This window comes from Streptomyces sp. NPDC006332, from assembly GCF_040612855.1.
Lineage (GTDB): Bacteria > Actinomycetota > Actinomycetes > Streptomycetales > Streptomycetaceae > Streptomyces.
Genome location: NZ_JBEXRA010000030.1, coordinates 93,931 through 116,880, shown reverse-complemented (window position 1 = coordinate 116,880; position 22,950 = coordinate 93,931). Strand labels below are relative to the sequence as shown.

Annotated in this window: 28 protein-coding genes and 3 pseudogenes; 18 read left to right on the top strand and 13 right to left on the bottom strand. The window is 68.4% G+C overall.

Going from position 1 to position 22,950, the window contains the following annotated elements; genetic code table 11:
• Window positions 1–428: helix-turn-helix domain-containing protein (locus ABZ027_RS25825; protein ID WP_356772257.1), on the bottom strand; the 428-nt coding region annotated here is incomplete at its 3' end.
• Between the two features lie 312 nt (window positions 429–740).
• Here ABZ027_RS25825 and ABZ027_RS25820 point away from each other — a divergent pair.
• The 5 genes from ABZ027_RS25820 to ABZ027_RS25800 all read left to right on the top strand — a co-directional run bounded on the left by ABZ027_RS25820 (window position 741) and on the right by ABZ027_RS25800 (window position 3,688).
• Window positions 741–1,079: a carboxymuconolactone decarboxylase family protein gene (locus ABZ027_RS25820; RefSeq protein ID WP_355491039.1), complete on the top strand. Its 339-nt coding sequence runs from the start codon at window positions 741–743 to the stop codon at window positions 1,077–1,079.
• Window positions 1,080–1,268: 189 nt separating this feature from the next.
• Window positions 1,269–2,285, top strand: coding sequence for a zinc-dependent alcohol dehydrogenase family protein (locus ABZ027_RS25815; RefSeq protein ID WP_356772255.1), 1,017 nt, complete (start codon window positions 1,269–1,271; stop codon window positions 2,283–2,285).
• A 23-nt stretch (window positions 2,286–2,308) separates the two neighbouring features.
• Complete coding sequence (locus ABZ027_RS25810) at window positions 2,309–2,464, top strand: hypothetical protein (RefSeq protein ID WP_356772253.1); 156 nt, start codon at window positions 2,309–2,311, stop codon at window positions 2,462–2,464.
• 22 nt (window positions 2,465–2,486) lie between these two features.
• Window positions 2,487–2,858, top strand: a complete 372-nt coding sequence (locus tag ABZ027_RS25805) for a DUF2255 family protein (protein WP_356772251.1) — start codon at window positions 2,487–2,489, stop codon at window positions 2,856–2,858.
• A gap of 98 nt (window positions 2,859–2,956) precedes the next feature.
• Complete coding sequence (locus tag ABZ027_RS25800; protein ID WP_356772249.1) at window positions 2,957–3,688, top strand: cation:proton antiporter; 732 nt, start codon at window positions 2,957–2,959, stop codon at window positions 3,686–3,688.
• Here ABZ027_RS25800 and ABZ027_RS25795 read toward each other — a convergent pair.
• Together ABZ027_RS25795 and ABZ027_RS25790 are read right to left on the bottom strand one after the other, a co-directional pair.
• Window positions 3,575–3,844 (bottom strand): MmcQ/YjbR family DNA-binding protein, encoded by a 270-nt coding sequence (locus tag ABZ027_RS25795; RefSeq protein ID WP_356772247.1) that lies wholly within the window; start codon window positions 3,842–3,844, stop codon window positions 3,575–3,577. The two genes, ABZ027_RS25800 and ABZ027_RS25795, sit on opposite strands and share 114 nt — an antisense overlap.
• A 95-nt stretch (window positions 3,845–3,939) precedes the next feature.
• Complete coding sequence (locus tag ABZ027_RS25790; protein ID WP_356772245.1) at window positions 3,940–4,335, bottom strand: MmcQ/YjbR family DNA-binding protein; 396 nt, start codon at window positions 4,333–4,335, stop codon at window positions 3,940–3,942.
• Window positions 4,336–4,571: 236 nt separating this feature from the next.
• Between ABZ027_RS25790 and ABZ027_RS25785 the strand changes: the two genes are divergently transcribed.
• Window positions 4,572–5,411, top strand: a complete 840-nt coding sequence (locus tag ABZ027_RS25785; protein ID WP_356772243.1) for an AraC family transcriptional regulator — start codon at window positions 4,572–4,574, stop codon at window positions 5,409–5,411.
• 202 nt (window positions 5,412–5,613) lie between these two features.
• On the opposite strand, the gene ABZ027_RS25780 is transcribed toward ABZ027_RS25785, so the two are convergent.
• Window positions 5,614–6,330 (bottom strand): SDR family oxidoreductase, encoded by a 717-nt coding sequence (locus ABZ027_RS25780; RefSeq protein WP_356772241.1) that lies wholly within the window; start codon window positions 6,328–6,330, stop codon window positions 5,614–5,616.
• Window positions 6,331–6,458: 128 nt separating this feature from the next.
• Here ABZ027_RS25780 and ABZ027_RS25775 point away from each other — a divergent pair, with 128 nt between their 5' ends.
• Complete coding sequence (locus ABZ027_RS25775) at window positions 6,459–6,941, top strand: MarR family transcriptional regulator (RefSeq protein ID WP_356772267.1); 483 nt, start codon at window positions 6,459–6,461, stop codon at window positions 6,939–6,941.
• A 285-nt stretch (window positions 6,942–7,226) separates the two neighbouring features.
• Window positions 7,227–7,958, top strand: a complete 732-nt coding sequence (locus tag ABZ027_RS25770) for an MgtC/SapB family protein (RefSeq protein ID WP_356772239.1) — start codon at window positions 7,227–7,229, stop codon at window positions 7,956–7,958.
• Between the two features lie 151 nt (window positions 7,959–8,109).
• Here the strand turns inward: ABZ027_RS25770 and ABZ027_RS25765 are convergent, their stop codons facing one another.
• Both ABZ027_RS25765 and ABZ027_RS25760 read right to left on the bottom strand, forming a co-directional pair.
• Entirely contained in the window at window positions 8,110–8,703 is a 594-nt protein-coding gene (locus tag ABZ027_RS25765; protein ID WP_356772237.1) for a DinB family protein, read from the bottom strand.
• A 221-nt stretch (window positions 8,704–8,924) separates the two neighbouring features.
• Window positions 8,925–9,290 carry a DoxX family protein gene (locus ABZ027_RS25760; protein ID WP_356772235.1) on the bottom strand — a complete coding sequence of 122 codons (366 nt, stop codon included), beginning with the start codon at window positions 9,288–9,290 and terminating at the stop codon, window positions 8,925–8,927.
• A 60-nt stretch (window positions 9,291–9,350) separates the two neighbouring features.
• Between ABZ027_RS25760 and ABZ027_RS25755 the strand changes: the two genes are divergently transcribed.
• Together ABZ027_RS25755 and ABZ027_RS25750 are read left to right on the top strand one after the other, a co-directional pair.
• Complete coding sequence (locus ABZ027_RS25755; RefSeq protein ID WP_356772233.1) at window positions 9,351–10,232, top strand: LysR family transcriptional regulator; 882 nt, start codon at window positions 9,351–9,353, stop codon at window positions 10,230–10,232.
• 259 nt (window positions 10,233–10,491) lie between these two features.
• The gene (locus ABZ027_RS25750) at window positions 10,492–10,815 is read left to right on the top strand and encodes a DUF6233 domain-containing protein (protein ID WP_356772231.1); all 324 of its coding nucleotides are present in this window, start codon (window positions 10,492–10,494) and stop codon (window positions 10,813–10,815) included.
• 75 nt (window positions 10,816–10,890) lie between these two features.
• On the opposite strand, the pseudogene ABZ027_RS25745 reads toward ABZ027_RS25750, so the two are convergent.
• The 3 genes and pseudogenes from ABZ027_RS25745 to ABZ027_RS25735 all read right to left on the bottom strand — a co-directional run.
• A pseudogene (locus ABZ027_RS25745) lies at window positions 10,891–11,247 on the bottom strand (hypothetical protein); the annotation flags it as partial.
• A 449-nt stretch (window positions 11,248–11,696) separates the two neighbouring features.
• Entirely contained in the window at window positions 11,697–12,320 is a 624-nt protein-coding gene (locus ABZ027_RS25740; protein WP_356772229.1) for a TetR/AcrR family transcriptional regulator, read from the bottom strand.
• A gap of 68 nt (window positions 12,321–12,388) precedes the next feature.
• A complete protein-coding gene (locus ABZ027_RS25735; RefSeq protein WP_356772228.1) occupies window positions 12,389–12,553 on the bottom strand; it encodes a hypothetical protein in 165 nt (54 codons plus the stop codon).
• Window positions 12,554–12,728: 175 nt separating this feature from the next.
• Between ABZ027_RS25735 and ABZ027_RS25730 the strand changes: the two genes are divergently transcribed.
• The 5 genes from ABZ027_RS25730 to ABZ027_RS25710 all read left to right on the top strand — a co-directional run bounded on the left by ABZ027_RS25730 (window position 12,729) and on the right by ABZ027_RS25710 (window position 18,443).
• Entirely contained in the window at window positions 12,729–13,745 is a 1,017-nt protein-coding gene (locus ABZ027_RS25730; protein ID WP_356772265.1) for an NAD(P)/FAD-dependent oxidoreductase, read from the top strand.
• A 253-nt stretch (window positions 13,746–13,998) separates the two neighbouring features.
• Window positions 13,999–15,006 carry an NAD(P)H-binding protein gene (locus tag ABZ027_RS25725; protein ID WP_356772226.1) on the top strand — a complete coding sequence of 336 codons (1,008 nt, stop codon included), beginning with the start codon at window positions 13,999–14,001 and terminating at the stop codon, window positions 15,004–15,006.
• A gap of 82 nt (window positions 15,007–15,088) precedes the next feature.
• Window positions 15,089–16,720 (top strand): MFS transporter, encoded by a 1,632-nt coding sequence (locus ABZ027_RS25720; protein ID WP_356772224.1) that lies wholly within the window; start codon window positions 15,089–15,091, stop codon window positions 16,718–16,720.
• Window positions 16,721–17,278: 558 nt separating this feature from the next.
• On the top strand, window positions 17,279–17,581 hold the full coding sequence (locus ABZ027_RS25715; RefSeq protein ID WP_356772222.1) for a hypothetical protein: 303 nt from the start codon (window positions 17,279–17,281) through the stop codon (window positions 17,579–17,581).
• A gap of 352 nt (window positions 17,582–17,933) precedes the next feature.
• Window positions 17,934–18,443 (top strand): NUDIX domain-containing protein, encoded by a 510-nt coding sequence (locus tag ABZ027_RS25710; RefSeq protein ID WP_356772220.1) that lies wholly within the window; start codon window positions 17,934–17,936, stop codon window positions 18,441–18,443.
• A gap of 348 nt (window positions 18,444–18,791) precedes the next feature.
• On the opposite strand, the gene ABZ027_RS25705 is transcribed toward ABZ027_RS25710, so the two are convergent.
• The 3 genes and pseudogenes from ABZ027_RS25705 to ABZ027_RS25695 all read right to left on the bottom strand — a co-directional run bounded on the left by ABZ027_RS25705 (window position 18,792) and on the right by ABZ027_RS25695 (window position 19,729).
• Window positions 18,792–18,917 (bottom strand): hypothetical protein, encoded by a 126-nt coding sequence (locus ABZ027_RS25705; RefSeq protein WP_356772271.1) that lies wholly within the window; start codon window positions 18,915–18,917, stop codon window positions 18,792–18,794.
• A gap of 9 nt (window positions 18,918–18,926) precedes the next feature.
• Window positions 18,927–19,268: pseudogene (locus ABZ027_RS25700) on the bottom strand (inositol monophosphatase); the annotation flags it as partial.
• A 227-nt stretch (window positions 19,269–19,495) separates the two neighbouring features.
• On the bottom strand, window positions 19,496–19,729 hold the full coding sequence (locus ABZ027_RS25695; RefSeq protein WP_356772219.1) for a hypothetical protein: 234 nt from the start codon (window positions 19,727–19,729) through the stop codon (window positions 19,496–19,498).
• A 213-nt stretch (window positions 19,730–19,942) separates the two neighbouring features.
• Here ABZ027_RS25695 and ABZ027_RS25690 point away from each other — a divergent pair, with 213 nt between their 5' ends.
• Genes ABZ027_RS25690 through ABZ027_RS25680 form a run of 3 tightly spaced genes read left to right on the top strand, consistent with a single transcriptional unit; the run spans window position 19,943 to window position 22,187 of the window.
• Window positions 19,943–20,284, top strand: a complete 342-nt coding sequence (locus ABZ027_RS25690; RefSeq protein ID WP_356772217.1) for a hypothetical protein — start codon at window positions 19,943–19,945, stop codon at window positions 20,282–20,284.
• Between the two features lie 6 nt (window positions 20,285–20,290).
• Complete coding sequence (locus ABZ027_RS25685) at window positions 20,291–21,502, top strand: histidine kinase (protein ID WP_356772215.1); 1,212 nt, start codon at window positions 20,291–20,293, stop codon at window positions 21,500–21,502.
• A 7-nt stretch (window positions 21,503–21,509) separates the two neighbouring features.
• Window positions 21,510–22,187, top strand: coding sequence for a response regulator transcription factor (locus ABZ027_RS25680; protein ID WP_356772213.1), 678 nt, complete (start codon window positions 21,510–21,512; stop codon window positions 22,185–22,187).
• A gap of 39 nt (window positions 22,188–22,226) precedes the next feature.
• Here the strand turns inward: ABZ027_RS25680 and ABZ027_RS25675 are convergent.
• Window positions 22,227–22,880: pseudogene (locus tag ABZ027_RS25675) on the bottom strand (phosphatase PAP2 family protein); the annotation flags it as partial.
• Window positions 22,881–22,950: the final 70 nt, after the last annotated feature.

Here is a 22,950-nt window from a genome sequence, read left to right as displayed (position 1 = left end):
GTGAACAGGGCGACGGCGAGCGGATTCCACGCCAGGATGTCCATACGGCGGCCGATCACCATGCCTGGACTCGAGGTGAGATCGTCGAGCAGGCGACGCAACTGCGGATTCGCCTTCTGTGCGGCCCGACGGCGGTGTCGTGCCCGTTGCCGGCCGCCCAGTTCGAACAAGTGGTCACGCCGGTGATCGGACAGGTGCAGCACATCAGCGAGAGCGGCCAGCACTGACGCGGACGGTTGGATGCGGCCCTGCTCCAGCCGTGTGTAGTAGTCGGTGCTGATGGTGGCGAGCAGGGCGACTTCTCCCCTGCGCAGGCCGGGTACGCGTCGGCCACTGGTGTCGGGCAGACCGACGGCGCGGGGGGTCAACTCGGCCCTCCGCGTCTTGAGGAATTCTCCCAGCTCGTTCAGATGCGCGTCGCCGGCCATGACGCCAGTGTGACATCGCTCGGGCGCCGGGAGGGGGGTAAGGATCTTTCCCCTGGATAAGACGTTCCCGGAATGGAATTCTCCCCTTTGCAGGTTCCCGTGAAAGTGACAGGGTCGGTGGCGCGTTCGGTGAGCGGGTTCGGTCTGCGGAGCGCACACCCCCACGAGCGGAATGACCGGCCTCCGAAAAGAAGAATTTCCCGGATGCCACCGATCCCTCGCCTCGCTGCTCGGTGAGCCCCGCCCAGCCCCGGTCGAAGACCGGACAGCGTGAAATCCCCCCACCCGAAGCCACACCAGGAGCACCACCCCATGTCTGAACGGAAGAAGTTCGCACCGCCGGCCATCCAGGAGTTCGCCCCCAAGCTCGCGGAGGTGACCGACACCGTCCTGTTCGGCGACATCTGGGAGCGGCCGGGCCTGTCCCCGCGCGACCGCAGCCTCGTCACCGTCACCGCTCTGGCCTCTCTGTACCGGATCGACCAGCTCGGCTTCCACCTCGGCAAGGCGCTGGAGAACGGTGTCACCAAGGACGAACTGATCGAGGCCATCACCCATCTGGCCTTCTACGCCGGGTGGCCCAACGGCATGTCGGCGATGACCCAGCTCAAGGCGGTCGTGGACAAGGCCGACCAGTCCGAGTCCGGCTGAGGCCCTCCCCACCCGCGCCCGGGCGAGGAGCACTGGCACGGCGCCGCGGCCGACCCACATCGCCCTGTGGGTGACGGACGGCACCACCTGGCTCGAACACGTCTCGGACGACGAGTACCACGGCCCGCGCGTCAGCACCCGGACCCGCGCCTGACCCCCGACAGTCCCAAGGAAGACCCGAGTCCCCTCATGCGAGCAACAGTCATCCACTCGCCCGGCGACATCCGGGTGGAGAACGCCCCCGAGCCGGAGATCACGGCGCCGACGGACGCGGTCATCCGCACCGTCGCCACCTGCGTGTGCGGCTCCGACCTGTGGAGCTATCGCGGCGTCCTGCCGGTCGCCGAGCCGCAGCCGATCGGCCACGAGTACGTCGGCGTTGTCGAGGAAATCGGCAGCGACGTATCGACAGTCAGGTCGGGCCAGTTCGTCATTGGTTCCTTCGTGGCCTCCGACAACAGCTGCCCCAACTGCCGGGCCGGGTACCAGACCTCCTGTCAGCACGCGCAGTGGGTGAACGGAGCCCAGGCCGAGTACGTCCGCGTCCCTCTCGCCGACGGCACCCTGGTCGCCGTCCCGGAGCAGCCGGCCGAGGAGTTGATCCCGAGCCTGCTTACCCTGTCCGACGTCATGGGCACCGGCTGGTACGCCGCCAAGGCCGCCGAGGTCAGGCCCGGTTCGACGGCCGTGGTCGTCGGTGACGGCGCGGTCGGTCTGTCCGGCGTCATCGCCGCGAAGGAACTGGGCGCCGAGCGCGTCATCGCCATGAGCCGCCACGAGTCCCGGCAGAAGCTGGCCCTGGAGTTCGGCGCCACCGACATCGTCACCGAGCGGGGTGAGGAAGGCGTCGCCCGCATCAAGGAGTTGACGAGCGGTGTCGGCGCCGACTCGGTCCTCGAATGCGTGGGTACGCAGGAGTCGATGCACCAGGGCCTGCGATCCGCGCGTCCGGGTGGCAACGTCGGATTCGTCGGCTTCCCGCACGGCACACAGATCGACGACCAGGAGCTCTTCTTCTCCCACGTCGGCCTCCGCGGTGGCCCCGCACCCGTGCGCGCCTACCTTCCCGACCTGATCGACCGCGTCCTCAACGGCCGCATCAACCCCGGCAAGGTCTTCGATCTCACCCTGCCCCTGGACGAGGCCGCCGAAGGCTACAAGGCCATGGACGAACGCCGCGCCATCAAGACACTGCTGCGTCCATGACCGGAGGAACGGGACCGGCAGTCATGATCAGCCAGGCCATCACCACCGTCGAGGCGTACGTGGCTGCCTTCGGCGCGCGCGACATGGAGCGCGAGAGGACTCCCTCGGCGTCACCCGCGCCCACCTCGGTGAACCCCTCACCGCCACTCCCACCTGACGACGGGGTCTCCCCCACCTGATCACGAGGACGGGAACACACCGATGACGACCTGGACAAGCGACGAGCTCGACCGCATCTCCAAAGCCGACGAACTGGAGGTGGCGCCGCTGCGGCGTGACGGCACACTGCGCGAGCCGGTGCCGATCTGGGTCGTCCGCGACGGCGACGACCTGTACGTCCGCTCCTTTCGCGGTACGGACGGCGGCTGGTGGCGCACCGCCCGCGCGACCCACAGGGGACACGTCCGCTCCGGCGGCGTCGACAAGGACGTCACCTTCGCCGAGGTGCCGGGCCCCGAGACCAACGACCGCGTCGACACGGCGTACCGCGGCAAGTACGGCCGTTTCGGCGGCGCGTACGTCGATCCCCTGGTGGCGGCACGTTCCACGACGCTTCGACTGCTCCCAGGATGACCAGGACGCTCCCGATGGACGCCGCTGAGCCGCCCACGCAGGCCGGTCCCGCACAGGAGCAAGTGTCATGATCGGCCTCGAACTCGTCGTCGTCCTGGGTGCGGCCGTGCTGGCGGGCAACGTCCTGGGACAGCGCTTCCGGGGTCGCCCCGCCCGTCGTACTCCTCATCCTGGGCGCCCTCATCGGCGTCGTCCCGGCCGTCCGCCAGACCCAACTCCCGCCCGAAGTAGTCCTGTTGCTTTTCCTTCCCGTACTGCTGTACTGGGAGAGCCTGACCACCTCGATGCGGGAGATCCGCTCGAACCTGCGCGGCATCGTCCTGCTCAGCACCGTGCTGGTGATCCTCACCGCGGGAGTTGTGGCGGTCGCCGGGCACGCACTCGGACTGCCGTGGGGGCCGGCGTGGGCCCTGGGCGCGGCCGTGGCGCCCACCGACGCCACCGCGGTGAGTGCCCTGGCGGGTTCCCTGCCGCGCCGTCAGGTCATGGTCCTGCGTGCGGAGAGTCTCGTCAACGACGGCACCGCGCTGGTGATCTACGGCCTGGCGGTCGGTATCACCGTGGGCGAGGAGCACCTCACCCTTCCGCATGTGGGCGCTCTGTTCCTGCTGGCGTACGGTGGCGGGGCCGCGGTCGGCGTCGCGGTCGCCTGGGTCAACATGAACCTGCGCCGCCGCCTGGACGATCCCCTGCTCGGCAATGGAAGGTCGCGGCGCTCATCGGGCACTGGGGCGGTCGCGTCGCGGCAGCCGCTCGACGGCCAGGTGGTAGGAGTCCTCGACCACGTCGGTGACCAGCCGCTCGGTGATGCCGGGCCCCGGCCCCAGTGAGATCCAGTGCCGTTTGTCGAGATAGCGGCCCGGTGTGATCGATGCGTAGCCGCGCTCCAGTGCCCGCGCGTGCTCGGGCTCGCACTTGACCGTGATGATCTGGTCGTCCGGGTCGTCGGTGACGATCAGGAACACCTTGCCCGCGACCTTGTACACGTCGAGTCCGGGGGTGAAGGGTTAGCCGTGGCTGACGTCGGGGAGGGCCAGGGCTGCCTGGCGGGCGGTGACCTGGAGCCGGTCACCGGCCGCGTTCACCGGGCTGCCCGCGTGCCGGTGCCGTAGGTGTGCGGGTCGACGGGCTGCTCGGCCTTGGGCAGATGGGCGACGACGAGCCGGTAGGAGTCGGTGACGAGTTCCCTGACGAGCTGCTTGTCGATGCCTTCTCCGCTCTCCAGGGTGATCCAGTGCTTCTTGTTCATGTGGTAGCCGGGGGTGATGTGGCTGTACTGCTCCCGCAGGGCGTGGGCTTCTCCGGGGTCCGCCTTGAGGATCACGACGGGCCGCCCCGGCACTTCGGTCATCAGCATGAACACCTTGCCGCGCACCTTGTAGACCTCCCAGTCGGGCCCGAAAGGGTGCTCCAGCCGGGCTCCGGGAAGTTCCTCCGCGCAGTCGGCGGCGGTCTTGTGCAGGGCCGGTCCGTTCATGGGCGTCCCCTTCCTCAAGTGGTGACGGACTGTGGCATCGAAAGACGTGGAGGGCGCGCCGCGCGGGCGCGGCGGCACGTCCCATCCTTCCGCCGCAGCCAACCGGAAGGGCGGTAGGCTGCGGACACGTGATGGTCGACAGGCGACACCCTGACCCGAGCGGAAGCGCGGCCGGTGCGGCTGCGGTTCCGCTGTACGGTTTCCAGCCCCCGGTCGGTACCCCGTACGGCCTTGAGGTGAGTACCGTCGAGGACTTCTTCACCCAGCACGATGACTGGCCGTGGAACCCGCCCCGTCCGGGCCGTGCCACCTTCCATTACCTCATCGCCGTCACCGAGGGTGAGCTGCGGCACGACGTCGACCACGTCACGCGGACCGTCGCTCCCGGCCAGTGGCTGTGGGTGCGTCCCGGGCACGCGCAGTGCTGGCATCCGCCCGGGACGGCCCGCGACCCGTTCATCCTGTTCGAACCGGACGTACTGCGGCCCGACATCGCCCGCCTCCTGGCCCCGATCACCGCACACGAGGCCCCCGCCGTGCTCAGCCCCCACCCCGACGACACCGCCTGGCTCCACCAGACGGCACTCCAACTCCTGGACGAACACCGCGCACTGGGGCGCCGCCCCCTCGACATCCACCACGCCCTGCGCCGCAGCCTGCTCGAAGCACTGCTGCTGCGCCTGGCCAACTCCCCGGGCATCGCCCCCACCGGCACGGCCACGGCCCACGCGGGCCGCGCCGACCGGTACGGACGCTTCCTGGACGCCCTGGAGCTGCACTTCCGCGAACTGCACCACGCCGCGGACTACGCCGAGTTGCTCGGCTGCTCGGTCCGCACCCTCAGCCGCGCCGCCCGGGACGCCACCGGCAAGCCGGTACGCGAACTCATCGACGAGCGGCGCCTCCTCGAAGCCCGGCGCCTGCTGGGAGCTGCCCGGTGGGACGCCCGGACCGTGGCCGTCCACCTCGGCTTCACCGACCCCGCGAACTTCGGCCGCTTCTTCCGCGACCGCACCGGCCTCACCCCGGCCGCATACGCGGCCCGCGAGGCCACTACCGGCCCCCTCCTCCCCTAGGCGAGAGACCAAGTGCGTCGAGGATGTGGCCACTCCCAGGAGTTCGTCAGTGCCGGGCGTGCCTCCGTACCGGAAGTGCGGGAAGGCCGACGCCGGCTCACGCTCTACAGCACGAAGGATCACGCCGAAGACCGCCGTCCGCGTAGGACGAACTCCCAGGTGAGTGACACCGTTCGGGGCGTTTTTCGAGGTGCGTCAGGCGCTACCGCGTGGTGAAAGCGCCTCCGTTGACGTGGATGGTCTGGCCGGTGATGTGCCGGGCACCGGGGGAGGCAAGGAAGTAGGCAGTCTGGGCGATGTCGTCGACCGTTCCCGGACGCTTGTTGTGCGTCTCTTCCACGAGCGCGCGGTGGCGCTCTTCGGCCAGCTGGCCACGGAAGAAGTTCGTGCCGTCAATGAAGCCTGCGGAAATCACGTTGCTGGTGACACCCTTGGGTGCGAGTTCGGCGGACAGCGAAGCATTCCAGGCGGCCAGGGCGGCCTTCGCCGCACCGTAGGAGCCGCCTCGACGCTCGGCACCGATCGAACCGATACTGATGACGCAACCGCTGTCGGTGAACTTGTCCTGGACCGCGACGGTGGTGAGCACAGCGGTGAGAAGGTTCTGGGCCAAACTGCTGTGCCACTGGGCCAGTTGCGCTTCCAGCCCCGAAGGGTTCCCGGATGCGGACTCGGGCAGCCCTCCGGCGGCGTTGACCAGGATGTCCAGGTCACCGAGCTGGGCTGCGAGAGCCTCAACCTGCTCGGCCGAGGTGGCGTCACAGACGACGCCATGGGCCCCTATCTCCTTGGCCGTCCGTTCGACAGTGTCAGGGTTTCGTCCGGTGATGTATACGTCTTCCTGCTCGGCGGCGAACCTGTGGGCAATTGCGCGGCCGATACCGCTGGTGCCACCGGTGATGAGCACGGTGCGGGTCACGAGTCCTCCTGCTCTCTACTATGTTTAGATCTAAACGTAACTGATGGCGACAGGGAAAGCACACCGTGACCAACATCAAAACCGGATCGGACGGCCCCGCGCCCACTCCCTCCGCCGCCGACATCGCCATGGCCTGGCAGCGGGAACGACCGGGGACCCCAACGGAATCGATTGAGATCGTCACTCCCATCTGGTGGCTGGCGAAGCTGTTCACGGACGACCGCAACCGCGCCCTTCGAGAAGCCGGGATAGACGCGGCCACCCTCGATCTGCTGTCTGTCATTCGCCGCTCCGGCCCGCCTTACATCCTCAGCACCCGCGAGATCGCCCGGCGGACCCTGGTGACTGCCGGCGCGATCTCACAGCGCGTTGCCCGGGCAGAACGAGACGGCCTCGTCCACCGGAAGCCCGGGACCACCGGCTCCCGCACCGTCCTGGTGGAACTGACAGCCGACGGCCACGCACTCATCGAACGATCCGTTGACACCGTCCTCGGCCGCGAGGCCACACTCGTCAGTGGCCTGTCGGAGCACGAACGGCCGGTACTCATCGGGCTCCTGGACAAACTGATGGCGGACGTCAGGCAACGCACCGCGCACGAAGAGAAATAATCACCGCAAGCTCGCCGTGAGGCGGCAGAGACCATCAAGGACAGGCTCCCAAACCGGTGAACAACTGACGGCTCACTCGTGAATAGAGCCACTCCTTTTGAGTCCTCCGAACGCGCAGAGCGTCACTCCTGCGGCGATGGAGCCCGTGCACAGCTCAAGACACGTTGTGCCGCTGGAGGTGCCAGGTGCGGGTCGGCTGATGTCGAGCCGGGGCCGCCTGCCGGTACAGGTGTAAAAGTCGGGTAGGCGGCAGCTCGACGGACAGGGCGAGGTCGGGAGGTTCACATGACCGGGTTGGCGGCGCCGTTGTGGGATGTGCAGAACGGCCAAGGGCTGCGGCAGCTCTTCGAGTTGGGGTTGGCTCTGCTCTTGTCCAGCTTGATCGGCTGGGAGCGGGCGGCGCAGCAGAAGAGCGCGGGCCTGCGCACGCACACCCTGGTCGGGATCGCCAGCGCGCTGATGATGGAGGTGTCCCAGCACGGGTTCACCACCGTTCTGGGCATGGACAACGTCTCGTTCGACCCGTCCCGGGTGGCGGCACAGATCGTCTCGGGGATCGGGTTCATCGGCGGCGGTCTGATCTTTGTGCGCCGGGACGCGGTACGGGGCCTGACCACCGCGGCGACGGTCTGGCTGACCTGCGCGGTCGGCATGGCCTGCGGCGGAGGACTGCCCGTTCTCGCCCTGGCGACCACCGCCCTGCACTTCCTGGTGGTACGCGGCTACCCACGCCTGTCCGCCCGCCTCGTGCCCGGCACAGCCACGAACACCTTCGAGGCACGGCTGACCTACCGCACGGGCACGGCCTTGCTGCCGCGCCTGATGCAGATCTGCACCCGTCGCGGCTTCCGCATACTCCAGGTCAAGGTCGAGCGACTACCGGCCCACACCGACAACGCCGCGCGGGTACTGCTGGAACTGGACGGCACCCAGGACCCCGCCCACCTGGCGTCCGAGCTCTTCGAGGACGAGGGAGTGATCGACGTCGAAATAACCGCCGCAACCGATGACGAATAGACCCGCCCCACCGCACTTCGGCACCCCAACCAGCGGGCGACCGGCGGACGACAGGGCGAGGTGTGTCCCGGACACGGAAGGCGTCACCCCAACCAGCGGCATCCCTGTGAGAGCCGATGCCGGTAGTCGGCTGACTCGGACTGGTCCGCAGTTACGCGTGTCGATCGGCTTCCTGAGCTGCACGCTCCAGCCGGGTTCGATAGTTCTCCCACCACGCTGAGTCGCCCGGCGGCATGCTGTCGTTGCCCTGGTTCATCCCCACGGCCCCGTCTATGAGTTCCCGGAGGATGTCCGCGTGCCCGGCGTGCCGGTGTGTATCGGCGATCACGCGCACCACGGCATGGTGCAACGTCACCTCGTCCCTTCCATCGGGCCACCACGGCACCTTGCCGATCGTGTCCAGAGCCAGCGCGTCGATCGTCGCGTCCGCGTGCGCCCACGCCCGGCGGTACAGCTCCACGATGTGATCGCGTGACTCGTCGGCCGTGGCCCACATATCCGCGTTGGGCTCAGCACCGTCTTCGAGCCAGGGCAGCGGCTCGCCGGACGGCCGTCCGAAGGTGTCGCCGAGGTACCCCAGCTCCACACTGGCCACGTGTTTCACCAGGCCCAAAAGGTTGGTGCCGGTCGGCGTCAGCGGGCGGCGGATGTCGTACTCCGAGAGCCCTTCGAGCTTCCAGAGCAAGGCATCACGGGCGGACTGCAGATAAAAGTGGAGGTCAGCCTTGGGATCCGATGCGGTCATGGGGACAGTCTTCCGCTTGAACGATCTTCACCCACCTCCTTTTCCGCAACTCGCGGCCAACCAGATCATCTGACGCAGCGAGCCAATCGGACTGGATCACTTGAGACAGGGACCAGATCGACAGAGACAGGACAAGGCGGCAGCGCTGATCGTTCACGCTTGCTCGCTGACCTGTCGCAGCGAAGTTGAGTGTTCTCATCGAACGTTGGGCGGTGCCGCCGTCAGGAGGACACGGTCAAGGCCAACGAAGCCACCGCGGTGGCGAAGTAAAAACCGGGAAACGCGAGGTTGTAGAGCACGCGGGCGCGCAGATGGAAGGCGAGCGCGCCCAGGTAGAGCAGGACGAGACCGCAGGCCGCGGCGGCGCCGAGGGGGCGCAGTGCCGCGTCGAAGAGACCGAGGAGGAGGCCCGCCGCACCAGCCAGCTTGAGGGCGGCCAGCCAGGGCAGCCACGATCGGGGCACACCCACCTGCGCCGAGTTGGCCAGCACGAAGCGCGCCCCGGCGAGGTCGGCTGCGGCGATACCGACGTTGACAGCGGCGGTGAACAAGGTGACGACGAGGAATGCGAGCTGAGTACCGGTCATGCCTTCAGGGTCCGCAGGCACTTCGGCACCGTCCAATACCTGCTTCTATAACCTGGTGGCATGGATGTGGACACGCGCCTGCTTCGGTACTTCGCCGCAGTGGCGGAGGAGGGCAGCCTGACCGGGGCGGCGCAAAAACTGTTCGTCTCGCAGCCCGCGCTGACCAAGCAGATCCGGCGCTTGGAGGACGAGCTCGGGGTACCGCTCTTCGCGCGTTCGCGGTCCGGAATGGCTCTGACCGAGGCCGGTCGAGAGCTCGCCGCGCGGGTGCCCGCACTGCTGGACGGCTGGGACGAGGCGGTACAGGCAACCGGCCGGGCGGCGCGGGTGCTGCGCCTGGGCTTCCTGGACGCGGGCGCCGTGGGCGCCGTCCACGAGGTCATCGCCGAGTTCCGCCAGGCGCAGCCGGACTGGCGGGTGGAACTGCGTCAGTTCGACTGGTCGGACCCGAGTGCCGGCCTGGCCCGGGGCGAAGTGGATGCGGCAGTGGTGCGTTTGCCGTTTCCGGGGCAAGAGGGCCTGAACCTGCGGGAGTTGTTCGTTGAGGAGCGTGGGGTGCTGCTGCCGGCTCGACATCCGCTGGCGAACAGCGGGACGGTGGAGTTCCGGGAGCTGTGGGACGAGCCCTTCGTCGCGGCCGGAGCTGAGACCGGAGCCTGGAGGGAGCACTGGCTGGCGGCGGAGGAGCGGGAAGGGCACCCAGTCCGGGTCGGCGCCGTCACCAGCCGGCCCGACGAGTGGCTCGGAGCGGTGGCTGCCGGCTGCGTAGCCCTGGCCCCCGCGTCGACGGCCCGCTTCTACTCCCACCCGAACGTGGTGTTCCGTCGAGTCCGCGGAGTCTCACCGAGCCGGGTAGGGCTGGCCCGGCCAAAGGGCCGGACACGCGAGGTGGCGCTGGATGAGCTGCTGGAGGCCATCGCGCGGCGGTTGAGCCGGAGCTGACGACGGGGCCGACAGACTACCGGCACGCTGCCCGGCCGGATCGGCGCCACTCCCGGCGGCAGCCGCGTTGAACAGGCTCGCCCAGCACGAGGACACCCGCGGCGACCGCCTCGGTCCGGTGCGTAGACCATGACCGCCGACCGTACCGCCCCGAGCGCGTTCAATGTTCGTTGCGAACACTCGACCTTCGCTGCGACAGGTCAGCTCCTCTTGACCCCCGAGTGGTCGACGCTGCAGCCCACCCCTTAATATCGAACACGTGTCCGAACTATCGCCTGCCGAGCGCCTCGCCAAACTCCGCACGCTGGAGGTATGGCTCGGCTGGCAGCTACGCGACACCCAGCGGAAGATCGAACAGGTCGAGCAGCAGACGCGGGCGGCCGGCTACGTCACCGAACAAGAGCGGCGCGCGGGTCAGGCCGTGGGAGTGACCGTCCACGCCGCCGACTGCCCCAAGATCCACCAGCCGGTCACCACCCTCACCGCCACCGACGCGCACTACGCGCTCGTCAAGGACGCCAGCTTCTCCCACCCCTGCCGGCACTGCCGACCCGACAAGACCCTCGGCATCCTGAAGGATTAGCCGGACCGCGACTTCCGGGCAGGCTTCCTCGCCGCCTTCTTCGCTTGGGTCTTCCTCGGCTCGCGCGCATCGCCCTCACCGCGGGCCGTCTTCGCCTTGGACACCGACTCCTGCTCCTGCAGGGCGGCCATCAGGTCCAGCACCTCGCCGGGCTGCTCGACCGGCCACCCACCCCGGCAACGGTCGGTCCTCCCGCTTCGCTTCGATGACCTGGGCGAGGGCGTCGGTGCAGGCGTCTTCGAGCTCAAGGCCTTCCAGAACGTCACAGGTCATCGTCTCCATCAGGGCGAGCGCCCCGTCGATCTCCTCGTCGAACACGTCAGCGGTCGGCGGATCGACGGCGGCCGGGTCACGGACTTCGTCGGGCCGGCGCATCGCATGGAGGACGATCACGTCCTCGCGCACCCGCAGCAGACCCAGGCGTTCCCGGCCCGACCACGCATATTTGGCGACGGCGACCTTCGAGGAGCGGCCGAGCGCCTGGACGAGTACTGGCGAACGTGGTGATGCGAACCTGCGGAATGGTGAGCGTTCGGTGAGGCTGCCGGGCGGACCCGACCGCGGTCAAGGCCAGTCGGGGTGTGACACCGGTAGACGCCCGTGATCGATTGGTCGGAGTTTCTGTAGCTGCCATGTGCCTCCAGGCGGCGGCCGAAGTACCACCGTCTGCCGGCGGCGAGGCGTTCGGCGACTGACCGTGCAGTTCAAGCCCGGCGACACCGCGCATGTGGTGGAGCAACTCGACTGGATGCGGGCGCAGTTCTTCGCCAACCGCCCAGACGACCGCCCGACGGCGCGTGAACCTTCGAGCCGTGCCGCCGCGGCGTCGACGTGGGCCGACCGCATCAGATGCCTGCACAACGAGGCCGGCCGTGCCCTTCTCAGTGGTGGCGCGGGCGAGGCAGCAAGGCGAACGCGCTCTCCGCAATCGAGGTCAGGCGGTCGGGGCTGTGGCCGTACGCGCCTACGACATCGATCCCGCGGATGACGGTCAGCAGAAGGTACGCAAGGTCGTCGGGATCCGCGTCGGGGTCGATGTCGCCGTTGCGCTGCGCCGCTCGCACACACTCGGCGACCGCCGTCCGGACTACGGAGAAGCAGTCGTGGGCCAGGCGTTTCACCTCGGGGTCGGAGGCGCCGATCTCCAGGGCCATCTTGGCGGCGAAGCAGGCCGCCCCCGCCCGGTCGGACGCCGGGGGTACGTCGGCGGCGAGTGGCACCCCGTGGACGGCGCGGAGCAAGTATGCGTGCAGTCGTTCCAGGGCGCCCTCGTCCGGTCCGGCGAGCGCATTCCGCGGACCCTGCGCCAGCCGGGCGAAGTAGCCGGCCATCGCCTGCAGCAGCACGCCGTGCTTGCCGTCGAACGCGGCATAGAGGCTGCCGCGGCCCAGGCCGGTGGCGGCACTGATGTCGTCGACGCTCGTGCCGTTGTAGCCCGAGGCGCGGAACTGCCGCTCGGCGGCATGCAGGACGTGGTCGCGGTCGAAGCTTCGTGGTCTCGCCATACACAGAAGGTAAAGCCGACCCACCCTTCTTGACAACTCAGTACAGAACCACCTAGGTTTCTGACTGTTCAGTACACAACCGTCCTGAGCTCACCGGACAGGCTGCGTTCACGCCTGGCGCGATCGAGAGCAACCCAGCTTTTGAACTCCTCCGCGCCGCCCGGCGTCGCGACGCCTTCCAGGCCGGCAAGGCCCGGTCTGATCCTCGCGATCCTGGCGACGGCGAGTTTCATCGCCGTACGGGATCTGTACATCACGAACGTCCCAAGCAAACCGGGGCTGGACTCTCCACAACAACCCAAAACGGTCGCCGACCACATCCTCGGCTTCCTGAACAGCTGACCCCTCCACCCACCCAGAACTCGAAGGGTTGACCGAACCATGACTGACAAGGAAAAGCACGAGGCCATGGCTGTGACGACTCCTGCGTACGAGAGCGACGCACTGGCCGAGGGGACCGTCGACGCGGTGGTGATCGGCGGGGGCGCCGCGGGGCTGAACGGTGCGCTGATCCTCGCCCGCTCCCGCCGCTCGGTCGTCGTGATCGACAGCGGCTCCCCGCGCAACGCGCCCGCGGAGGCCGTGCACGGCCTCATCGCCTTGGACGGCACCCCGCCGCCCGAGATCCTTCGACGGGGCCGGGAGCAGGTGCGCCAGTATGGCGGACGCGTCGTGTTCGGCAAGGTGGTCTCCGCCGAGCCCGCCGCCCCGTCGGCGGACGGGGACCTGCGGTTCACCGTCACCCTGGCCGACGGCCGCAGCATCACCGCCCGCCGCATCCTGGTGGCCACCGGCCTCACGGATGTGCTGCCACAGGTGCCCGGGCTCGCCGAGCACTGGGGACACAGTGTGGTGCACTGCCCGTACTGCCACGGCTGGGAGGTGCGCGACGAGCCCATCGGCATCCTCGCCACCGGCCCCGCCTCCATCGGCCACGCGTTTTTGTTCCGTCAGCTGACGGAGGACCTGACCTACTTCACCCACGGCACCGACCTGGACGAGGACAGCCGCGCCCGCTTCGCCGCCCGCGGCATCCGCGTCATCGACACCCCGGTCACCGAGGTCGTCAACGACGAGGACGGTGCCCTCGCCGGGGTGCGCCTGGCCGACGGCCAGGTCGTGACCCGCCGCGTCCTCGCGGTCGCCGCGCCGATGGAGGCCCGTACCCAGGGCCTGGAAGGTCTGAGCCTGCCGGTGCAGGACCTGCCGACGGGGCGCGGTTTCGCCTCCGGCATGGCCGGCACCACCGAGGTGCCCGGTGTGTGGGTGGCCGGCAACGTCACCGATCCGGTTGCCCAGGTCGGGGCCTCCGCAGCGGCCGGCGCGCTGGCCGGCGCCGACATCAACAGGATGCTGGCCATCGCGGACACCGACGCGGCCCTCCAGAAGATCGCCGAAGGAAGCGCCGCAGCGGCCACACGATGATCTCGAAGCCCTGAGATCTCAGCCCGTCACCCACTCGCCTCACCTTCATTGGCGAGGAAACCAATCTGTTTTCCCCGATGGAAACTGATCAATTTCCAGACGGTTTTTCAGCCATGCCCAGCAAGCAAGCAAGCAGCAAGAGCGTCGCGCCGAGGTCAGCGCCACCCTCCTCGACTTCCTCACCCGCCTCGACGACTCCACATCCTCGGCTTCCTGAACGGCCGACCAACCCAACCAGATGGAGGGCACAACAATGACGGAACGCAATCCCATTCTGATCACCGGCGCCGGCGGCCAAGTCGGTGGCGTGAGCAGGGTGATGGTCGACATGCTGCTCGAACAGGGCCACCCGGTGCGCGCGTTCGTGCGACGGGACGACGAACGCGCGCAGTCGCTGCGCGAGGCCGGGGCCGAGGTCTTCGTCGGCGACCTGCTCAAACTCACGGACGTGGCCGCCGCGCTGAAGGGTGTCCGGCGCATCTACTTCAGCATGACGCCGCAGCCGTACTACGCCGATGCCCTCACCTTGATGGCCGCGGCGGCGCGAGCCCAGGGCGACATCGAGGCCTTCGTGCACCTGTCCAACTACGAGCAGTCGTACATGACGCTCGAGAAGATGACCACTCCGGATGAGGAGCGGCGTTCTTGGCTCGGCGGACTGGTCACGGACTGGTCACCGCAGCAGCGGGCGCACTGGGTCTGCGAGCAGGTGCTGGACTGGTCCGGCATCCCGACCGTCAACGTGCGTGCGACCCTGTTCGCCGAGACCGCCGTTCTGACCTGGATGCAACTGGGCCCGCTGAGAAACGGTGAACTGCGCCTGCCCTTCGGCAACCAGCGGCTCGCGCCCATCGCCGTTCACGACCTGGCAGAGGTGTGCGTGAAGATGCTGGTCGACCCCGCACCGCACATCTCGAAGTCCTACGCGCTCACCGGCCCGGAGCTGAAGGACATGTACGGGTTCGCTGACGACTACGCAGCCGCGCTGGGACGCCAGGTCGCCTACATCCCTGAGGAATTGGAGGCCTGGAACGAGGCCTTCATTGACGAGACCGTCCTGCAGGAGTCCCTGGGCGATCCGGCTGCGGCCCGGCACGTGGCGGCGCACCTGAGGATCCAGACCAGGCTGATCGCCGGCGGGCGGTACGACGTCCTCTCCGACCAACTGGAAACCCTGCTCGGGCGCCCGCCGCGGACCATGCGGTGGTCGCTGCAGAACAATGCTCGCCTGCGCGAACTGGCGGTTGCCCCGAGCCACTGAGCGCTCCGGACCAAACATGACGCCACACGATGGGCAATTCAGAGCTTCCGCTCGTCCGCCCCGTCCCTCTCAGGAGCTACTGATGCCCTTCCTTGCAAATACCCCCGTGGAGAAGATGACCGGGCCGTACGCGCGGCGCTGGTGGGCGCTGCTCGTGCTGTGCCTGAGCCTGCTGATCACGGTGATGGCGAACACGTCGCTGATCGTCGCCGCCCCCGACATGACCACCGACCTGGGCCTGAGCAGCAGTGATCTGCAGTGGGTCGTCGACGGCTACACCGTTCCGTACGCGGCGCTGATGCTGGTGCTGGGCTCGATCGGCGACAAGTACAGCCGGCGCGGCGCGCTGATGCTGGGTCTGCTGATCTTCGCCGGCGGTTCGGTGATGGGGAGCATGGTCGACGAGACCTCGCTGGTCATCGCGGCCCGCGCGATCATGGGTGTCGGTGCCGCGGTCGTGATGCCGGCCACGCTGTCCCTGGTGGTCGCGACCTTCCCCCGGAGCGAGCGGACCAAGGCCATCACCGCCTGGGCCGCGACCTCCGGGGTGGCGGTAGCCGTCGGCCCGCTGGTCTCCGGCTGGCTGCTCGAGGACCACGCCTGGGGCTCGACCTTCTTGATCAACGTGCCGATCGCCGTCCTCGCCGTGTTCGGCGCGCTCGCCCTGGTACCGCCGTCCAAGGCGCAGGGCATGGGCCGGATCGACTACGCCGGTAGTCTTCTGTCGATCGTCACCGTCGGCTCCCTGATCTTCGCCGCCATCGAGGGCCCGCACTTCGGCTGGGGCGCCGGCCCCGTCACCGCCGCCGTGGTCGCCGGTGTCGGTCTGGTCGCCTTCGCCGCCTGGGAGCTGCGGCATCCGCACCCGATGCTGGACGTCCGAAAGTTCGCGCTGCGGCCCTTCAGCGGCTCGATGCTCGCGGTGATGTTCTTCTTCTTCGGTATGTTCGCCGTGCTCTACTACTCGACGCAGTTCCTGCAGTTCGTCCTCGGCTACGGCGCCCTGGACACGGGCCTACGGCTGCTGCCGCTGGGCGGTGCGGTGTTCCTCGGGTCCGCGCTGACCGGGTTGTTCACCCCGAAGCTGGGGGTGAAGGCGATGGTCGTGACCGGCATGGCCATCGGCACTGCGGGCATGTTCCTGCTCACCCAGATCGACAAGGGGTCGACGTACGGGGACTTCCTGGCGCCGCTGATGATGCTGGGCCTCGCGCTCGGACTGGCCATCTCCCCGGCGACCGACACGATCATGGGCTCCTTCCCCGAGTCCGAGCTGGGCGTCGGCGGCGGTGTCAACGACACCGCGCTGGAGCTGGGCGGGGCGCTGGGCATCGCGGTGCTGGGCTCGCTGCTGGGCACGGCCTACCGGGACGAGCTGACCGACCTGGTGGGCAACCGGCTCCCGGCGCAGGCGATGGAGACCGCCAAGGACTCGGTCGGCGCCGGCCTGGCCGTCGCGCAGCGGGTCGCGCAGGATCCCTCCGCCGGGCCCCAGCAGGCCCAGGCCGCCGTGGACGCCGTCCACCAGGCCTTCGCCCACGGAGTCGCCCAGACCAGCCTCATCGGCGGGATCATCATGGCCGCCGGAACCCTGATCGTCCTCGCGGTCCTGCCGGGCCGGAGCGGGTTCGCGAGGAAGAACTCCGAGCCGGGGGCCGGGACGGCGGCGAGCGATGCGGCGGCTGTGCGGGAGCACACCGGGTCCACCCGTTAGATCGCCGGCGGGGCGCCCATTGGATCGCCGTGGACGCGTCCCCCGGGTCGCCGGGCACCGACTCCGCCGGATCGCCCGCCAGGCGCGTCGGCCAGGAGCCCGGCGGCGCGAGACGCGCAGGGCGCGGGCGCGGGCGCGGTCCACAGCCACGCGGATCGCGCTGCCCGAGGCGCAGCAAGACCTCGGCTTCAGCGACGGCAACCGGCTGGGGGTGCCCCCTCTGGGGGGGGCATCACGGGTTACGCCCTGGCGTGCAGCCTGCTGCTGCTCGGCGGCCGACTCGGTGACCTGTTGGGCCGACGTACGGCGCTACTGACCACCGTTGCCTCGTCGGCCGCGACCGACTACCTGACTTCGCACAAGCCCAGGGCGCCGGCTGCGGCGCTGGCCGGGGTCGAGGGCTACACGGCCACTCTGGCGTGAGGCTCCGGGTTCTTCGTGGTCGGTGCGGTGATCGCGGCGTTCCTGATTCCGAATCGGGCCCTGGAGCCGTCCGAGGGCGAGCCTGTGATGGCCCACTGAGCCTGGATCCACCCTGGAGATGCCCTGCTACCTGCGATGACTGTTGTTCTCAGGTCACGAATCAGCACAGGCAAGCAGGGCATCTCCAGGGTGGTGGACACGCCGTCACTGCGCGCCGGGCACTTCGAGAAGCAGCTGGGCTGGCAGGAGGTATTGGTCCCGCAGATCGCACGAAGACTGGGGGCCGGCCCCGACCGGCCGGAGGATCCCAGGCCGACTGCCCTGGTCGCCGCCGCCCTCGCCTGCTCGGACGCAGCTACGACGGGCTGGGTGGTCTGCGAGGGAACTGTCCCAATGACCGTGCTGCTCGACCGCGCAATGGGCGCCTTCATCGAGTAGCCCCGCGCGTACCGTGCTCCGCCGTTCGCGCCGCGCGCCTGGCGCACTGCCGGCATCAGTCGGAGGGCCGAGGTCTGTTCGACTCGCTGTCGGTGCGGCGGCTTTTGCTCAAGGTGGCGGCGTACTCCGTTCGTGAGCTGCCGGCGGCGTCAGCCCATTGGGTGGCTGCTTTTATACCGACGCCGAGGACTTGGCTGAGCACGGCGGGGGCATCTGCGCGGCGAGGTCAGAGGCGGCATTCGCGACGCAGATGGTCGGCTGTGTTGTATTCCGCAGGACCTCCCATGATGCAGGTCACTCTCGTTCGTGTTCCCGGGGCCGCGCTGTCAGTGGGGACTGAGATCGTGCCCGCGTGAGCGAATTGGTGGAGCATGTAGATGAGCAGGACCGCGTGTTGGGAGTCGTCGAACGAGGCGAGGCGGTGCGTCAGCACTGGCCGCATCGCATTGCGACGACGATCTGCCGTGATCGTTCAGGGCGGATCTTGGTGCTGCGACGGTCCGAGACGCATTCCCGGCTGCCTGGCCACTACGACGTGATGGTCGGTGGCGCAGTGGACGTGGGTGAGACATATGAGGAAGCCGCAGCCCGGGAACTGTCCGAAGAGCTGGGCGTTCGTGTGCCCGTGCGCTTCATGTTCAAGTTCCTTTGCCGGGAAGGGATCAGCCCCCTGTGGTTTGGGGTGCATGAAGCTGTCGTGACTGAACCCCTGATCCCGGACCCGGGCGAGATCGCCTGGCAGGGCTGGCTGACAGTGGCCGAATTGTGCAAGGTCGCCGATCAACGGCTCTTCGTTCCAGGAGGACGGAAAGCTCTGCGCCGATACCTGCAGTCCGAGTACGGACCGAGGCCTTGCCGGTGATGGCGTTCGGTGGTCCGAACGAGCGGCGAGTGGCCGACTTCGCAGCCTTTGCGATGTTACATCATCGGATATGACTCGATGGCCCACGGGAATGCCCGAAGGTCAGACGCAGATCACACCCACTGGAAAAGCTGCCAACTCCCTGGGCGAGGGAATGAGTAGACAGCTTCACCTGAAATGCCCTGACAGGCGCGGGAACAAGGACGTCAGCGAATCTCAATCTCGCTGGTCGGAGGCACTTTCCGCTCACCTGACCGCCTGCCGGGCACTCCGCTTCATGAAAGCTCGAGGCTAAGGCTTGCCCCGCAACCGCTGTTCAGGGCGAAATGCCGTATCCGGAGAGGTCTGTCAGTTGGCGGCCGCGGCGATGTCCAGGAGCTGTTGGTGGAGTCCGGGGCGGGCGAAAAGTGCGGCTCCGGTGTCGGTCCGGTGCTGGCCGGTGAGATCGCTGAAGGTGCCGCCGGCTTCTTGCACGATGGGGATCAGCGGGGCGATGTCCCAAGGGCCGGCGCCCAGGAGGAGGAAGGCGCCCAGTTGACCCGTCGCGACCAGGAGGGCGCCGTGGCTGGTGCCGGACCCGGTAGACGGTTTGCGGGCGCTGAAGCGATGGGGACCGCTGCAGTCCAGTCGAGCGACGGTCGGACCTGCGTGACGCCCCGGGCCAGCCTCGCGGCCACGGCGCGTTCCTGCTGGTTCAGTCTGGAGGGAGGCGGCCAGATGCCGACCGCCGCGTACTGGGCACTTCCGCCTTCGGAAAGCGCCAACCGGTGCGGCTGGGTTGGACGGGCATGGCCCTGCCCAGGAGCCTGAGTCTGGGCTGACCACCACCGGCGGCCCAGAGCCGGGGCGGAGACCATGCCCACGGTGATGCGGCCGTTCTCTTCTACGGCGATCAGGGTGCTCCACTCCGCTTCGCCGGCGACGAAGCTCGCTGTACCGTCGATGGCGTCGATGAGCCTTTCAGCGTGGCCACCGACCGGGTGACGGGGCTGTTGGCGGGGGCGGGCCGCAACGCGTGAGGCCCCCGTAACTGTTGAGGAGTGGTCGAAGCCTCACGCCCTGGTCGAGTGGGTCACGATGCTCATCGTCACCGTGAGGGTGAGTGCCGCTGCGAGCTCCCGCCGCACCTCCTTGCCCACATCGCCGCGGCCCTCGGAATGTTTGCGGCCACCAGGGAACCGCCTCTTGCGGGGAAACGCGTCAAACCTGTGTACCAATCTGGTGCCGATGCCCAGATTGCCGAGGTGACGCGGGTGTCCACACAGGATGATCACCTTGCTCTGCACGTTTGCTTGGCTTCTGACTGCACTTCGGGGGACCTCTTGTACCGCTTCACCCGCCGCACTGGCAGTGCTCTGACTACCGTCGCGCTGATTACCGGCATGGCATCCGCTTGTTCTGACTCGCCTACGGCGTCCAAGGCTTCGCAGTCCGAGAGGGCGGCGAGCTCCGCCGCGGCTCCCACGGCTCAGCCGCCCTCCCAGTCCGGCAGGGAGCAGTTGGACAAGGAAGCTCGCGACTTGCTTAACATGACGGATCGCCTGGAGTCGGATGAGGCGGGCTTGGTCGCGGCCGGTTCCCTCGCGGTGCCCGGAGAGAACCTGGACGAGACCATCAAGTCGGGCACGGCCCTGCGGGTGGAGGTGGCGTGCGCAGGGAAGGGCACGGTCACCTTCACGGTCGTCTCAGGCGCTGCCAAGACAGCTAAGCGCGTCGACTGCACGCAGCCGATGACGAACGGGTTCGACTTCACCACGGCCGGGCCGAGTCTCGCGATCCAGGCGGACTCACCCGAGGAAGACAGGGTAGGCACCGCCTACATAATGGGCCGCATCTCCTGATTTGTCGTGCCTGCCTGGCTGTCGTTTGCCAGCCGGTTTGTCACAGTGGTGGTCGTCGCAACGATGCTGCCCTGGTTGGCGGGCCGGTTCTGGTGCCAGTATCAGCAGCTTGTCCGGGCCGGTTGGGATCGTGCAGAACTACTGCAACGCGAACAGGAGTTGGTCGCTGAGCAGGCCCGACGGCGCGAGCGAGCGCGTATCGCGCAGGACATGCATGACGTACTGGGCCATGACCTCAGTCTGATCGCTTTGTCGGCCGGTGGCCTGAAGCTCGCGCCGGGTCTTGAAGAACACCATCGAAAGGCCGCAGGCGACATCAGGGCCAAGGCGGCAGGCGCAGTGGAGCGTCTCGGCGAGGTGATCGGTGTCCTGCGCGAAGAGACCGGTGACGCGCCGACGGCCCCTAACGGATCCAGTCCCGCAGACCTGATCGAAGAGGCCTCCGCGGCCGGCCTCGCGGTGAAGTTGTACACCGACGGCACGGCGGACGACCTGCCACCAGTAGCGGAGGGGGCGGTTCATCGCGTCGTGCAGGAAGCGCTGACCAACGTTGCCAAGCACGCGCCAGGCGCGACGGCGACCGTCCAAGTCACGCATACGGCAACGGAATCAAGAGTCGTCGTAGAGAACGGCCCGCCATCATCCGCGGCCAACCTGCAGCCCCGGCCACGGAGTGGGGGGCATGGTCTCATCGGTCTCGAAGAACGTGTGCGCTTGGCCGGCGGTTCGTTCGATCATGGTCCGCGCGACGGGGGCTTTACCGTCAGCGCGTTGATCCCGCACGCACCTGCGTCACAGCCGCCACGGCTCCGCGCGCCCGCGGCCTCCCGAACCGGCGGCCAGTTGCCGCAGGGCCATCGCCGTGCTCGGCGCCTCGTCAGGCGGACTCTGGTCGCTGCGGTCATGGTGCCCCTGGTGACAGGAGCGGTGCTGAGCGGAGCACTCATGGGATGGGAGATGCTGTCGGCGTCCCGGTCGGTCTTGGAACCTGGTGACTATTCTCGGCTGCGCGTGGGGCAAGATCGGTCTGAGGTGGTGCGTTTCCTGCCGGACCGGCAGACGAACTACCGACCGCTAACTGCCGAGCCGACAGGAGACGGCATAACGTGCGAGTACTACGCGATGACGGCCGACCGGTTCGACAACAGGTCCGGCGACGCTTACCGGCTCTGCTTCCGGGACGGCATCCTGATGTCCCTGGACGCGCTCACCCCTTGAGTGCTCGATGATCCGGGTGCTGATCGCCGACGACGAGCCGATGATCCGGGCGGGAGTACGCGCCGTTCTTGCCGCGGATCCGGACATGGAGATCGTCGCCGAGGCCGGTGACGGACGCGAGGCCGTGGAACTGGTTCGGCGTCACCGCCCTGCGGTAGCCGTGCTCGATATCCGTATGCCGGGGCTGAACGGCATCGACGCGGCGGCGGAAATCCGCAGCACCGCGCCCAGCACGGGCGTCGTCATGCTGACGACGTTCGGTGAGGACGACTACATCCTGCGAGCACTCGGTGGTGGCGCCACCGGCTTCCTGATCAAATCGGGTGAGCCCGAGGAACTGATCACCGGGGTCCGGGCGGTGGCCGACGGCGCCGCCTATCTGTCACCGAAGGTCGCGTCCCGGGTCGTCGCGCACCTCGCCGCGACGGGCGCGGGCACCCTGGCTGGCCGGCGCTCCGCCGCCCGCGCCCGAGTCGACTCCCTGACCGCCCGGGAACGGGAGGTCCTGGCCTTCCTCGGCAGTGGGCTGTCCAACGGGCAGATCGCCCAGCGTTTGCATGTGGTGGAGGGGACCGTGAAAGCCCATGTGAGTTCCATCCTGGCGAGGCTGGGCGTGGACAACCGCGCTGCTGCCGCTGTCGTTGCCCACGAGGCCGGGATGGTTCCTGGGCCATCCCAGACGTGATGCCGCCCGCTGAGCCAGTGGCAGGACCGTGAGCAGTACGGCCACCACCACAATGGCGCCGAGGATCGCGCCGGCGAGTACATCGTGCGGATAGTGGACCCCCACCAAGACACGCAGCAGCGCGGCGGCCCCGGCCAACGGCAGCGCGACTGCGGCAAGGCGCGGCCGAAGCACGACCATTCCGGCGGCCATCCCGGCGGCCATCCCGGTGGCCAGGGTGGCGTGGTTGCTCGGGAAGGACCAGTCCTCCGCGCCAGGGCATTCCGCGATGAGGTCGGCCCCCGTGCGCAGCGCGCGGCAAGGTCGCTCCTCGTCCACCACCAGCTTCACTGCTTCACTCACCGCGTAGGCCGCGACGGTGCCGCAACCGGTCAACACCGATCCGGCGGCCTCTCGTAGATCCTTGCGGCGGACTGCTGTCCACCAGGTCCAGGCCAGCAACATTCCGAGAAGCACCAGAGTGCCCTCGGTGGCCAATTCCAGGAGTGGGCCCACCCACGACGGCGCGTCTGCCACCGTCCGAGTAACCGACCGGTACGCGGACGCCGATGCTCCTCCAGTGGCCTGAACGGCACCGGCTTCACCCAGCCCATCCGGGGAAAGCCAGACGACCGTTCCCGACCCCACACCCAGGACGCCCAAAGCACCAAGCAGCCGGCCAGCTCTGATCTTCTCTCGTGGTTCTTGTTCCATGGGGACTGAACGTAGAAGCGGGGACAGCCAGGAACCCGAGCCGAACGGCACCAGCGACCCCTGCCGATCG

Bases quoted from the DNA above. Each gene is read 5' to 3' on its own strand.
- ABZ027_RS25820 (WP_355491039.1), top strand. From the start codon at position 741: ATGTCTGAACGGAAGAAGTTCGCACCGCCGGCCATCCAGGAGTTCGCC.
- ABZ027_RS25815 (WP_356772255.1), top strand. From the start codon at position 1,269: ATGCGAGCAACAGTCATCCACTCGCCCGGCGACATCCGGGTGGAGAAC.
- ABZ027_RS25810 (WP_356772253.1), top strand. From the start codon at position 2,309: ATGATCAGCCAGGCCATCACCACCGTCGAGGCGTACGTGGCTGCCTTC.
- ABZ027_RS25805 (WP_356772251.1), top strand. From the start codon at position 2,487: ATGACGACCTGGACAAGCGACGAGCTCGACCGCATCTCCAAAGCCGAC.
- ABZ027_RS25790 (WP_356772245.1), bottom strand. From the start codon at position 4,335: ATGAACGGACCGGCCCTGCACAAGACCGCCGCCGACTGCGCGGAGGAA.
- ABZ027_RS25775 (WP_356772267.1), top strand. From the start codon at position 6,459: ATGGCCTGGCAGCGGGAACGACCGGGGACCCCAACGGAATCGATTGAG.
- ABZ027_RS25770 (WP_356772239.1), top strand. From the start codon at position 7,227: ATGACCGGGTTGGCGGCGCCGTTGTGGGATGTGCAGAACGGCCAAGGG.
- ABZ027_RS25765 (WP_356772237.1), bottom strand. From the start codon at position 8,703: ATGACCGCATCGGATCCCAAGGCTGACCTCCACTTTTATCTGCAGTCC.
- ABZ027_RS25760 (WP_356772235.1), bottom strand. From the start codon at position 9,290: ATGACCGGTACTCAGCTCGCATTCCTCGTCGTCACCTTGTTCACCGCC.
- ABZ027_RS25755 (WP_356772233.1), top strand. From the start codon at position 9,351: ATGGATGTGGACACGCGCCTGCTTCGGTACTTCGCCGCAGTGGCGGAG.
- ABZ027_RS25740 (WP_356772229.1), bottom strand. From the start codon at position 12,320: ATGGCGAGACCACGAAGCTTCGACCGCGACCACGTCCTGCATGCCGCC.
- ABZ027_RS25735 (WP_356772228.1), bottom strand. From the start codon at position 12,553: ATGAAACTCGCCGTCGCCAGGATCGCGAGGATCAGACCGGGCCTTGCC.
- ABZ027_RS25730 (WP_356772265.1), top strand. From the start codon at position 12,729: ATGGCTGTGACGACTCCTGCGTACGAGAGCGACGCACTGGCCGAGGGG.
- ABZ027_RS25725 (WP_356772226.1), top strand. From the start codon at position 13,999: ATGACGGAACGCAATCCCATTCTGATCACCGGCGCCGGCGGCCAAGTC.
- ABZ027_RS25720 (WP_356772224.1), top strand. From the start codon at position 15,089: ATGCCCTTCCTTGCAAATACCCCCGTGGAGAAGATGACCGGGCCGTAC.
- ABZ027_RS25715 (WP_356772222.1), top strand. From the start codon at position 17,279: ATGACTGTTGTTCTCAGGTCACGAATCAGCACAGGCAAGCAGGGCATC.
- ABZ027_RS25680 (WP_356772213.1), top strand. From the start codon at position 21,510: ATGATCCGGGTGCTGATCGCCGACGACGAGCCGATGATCCGGGCGGGA.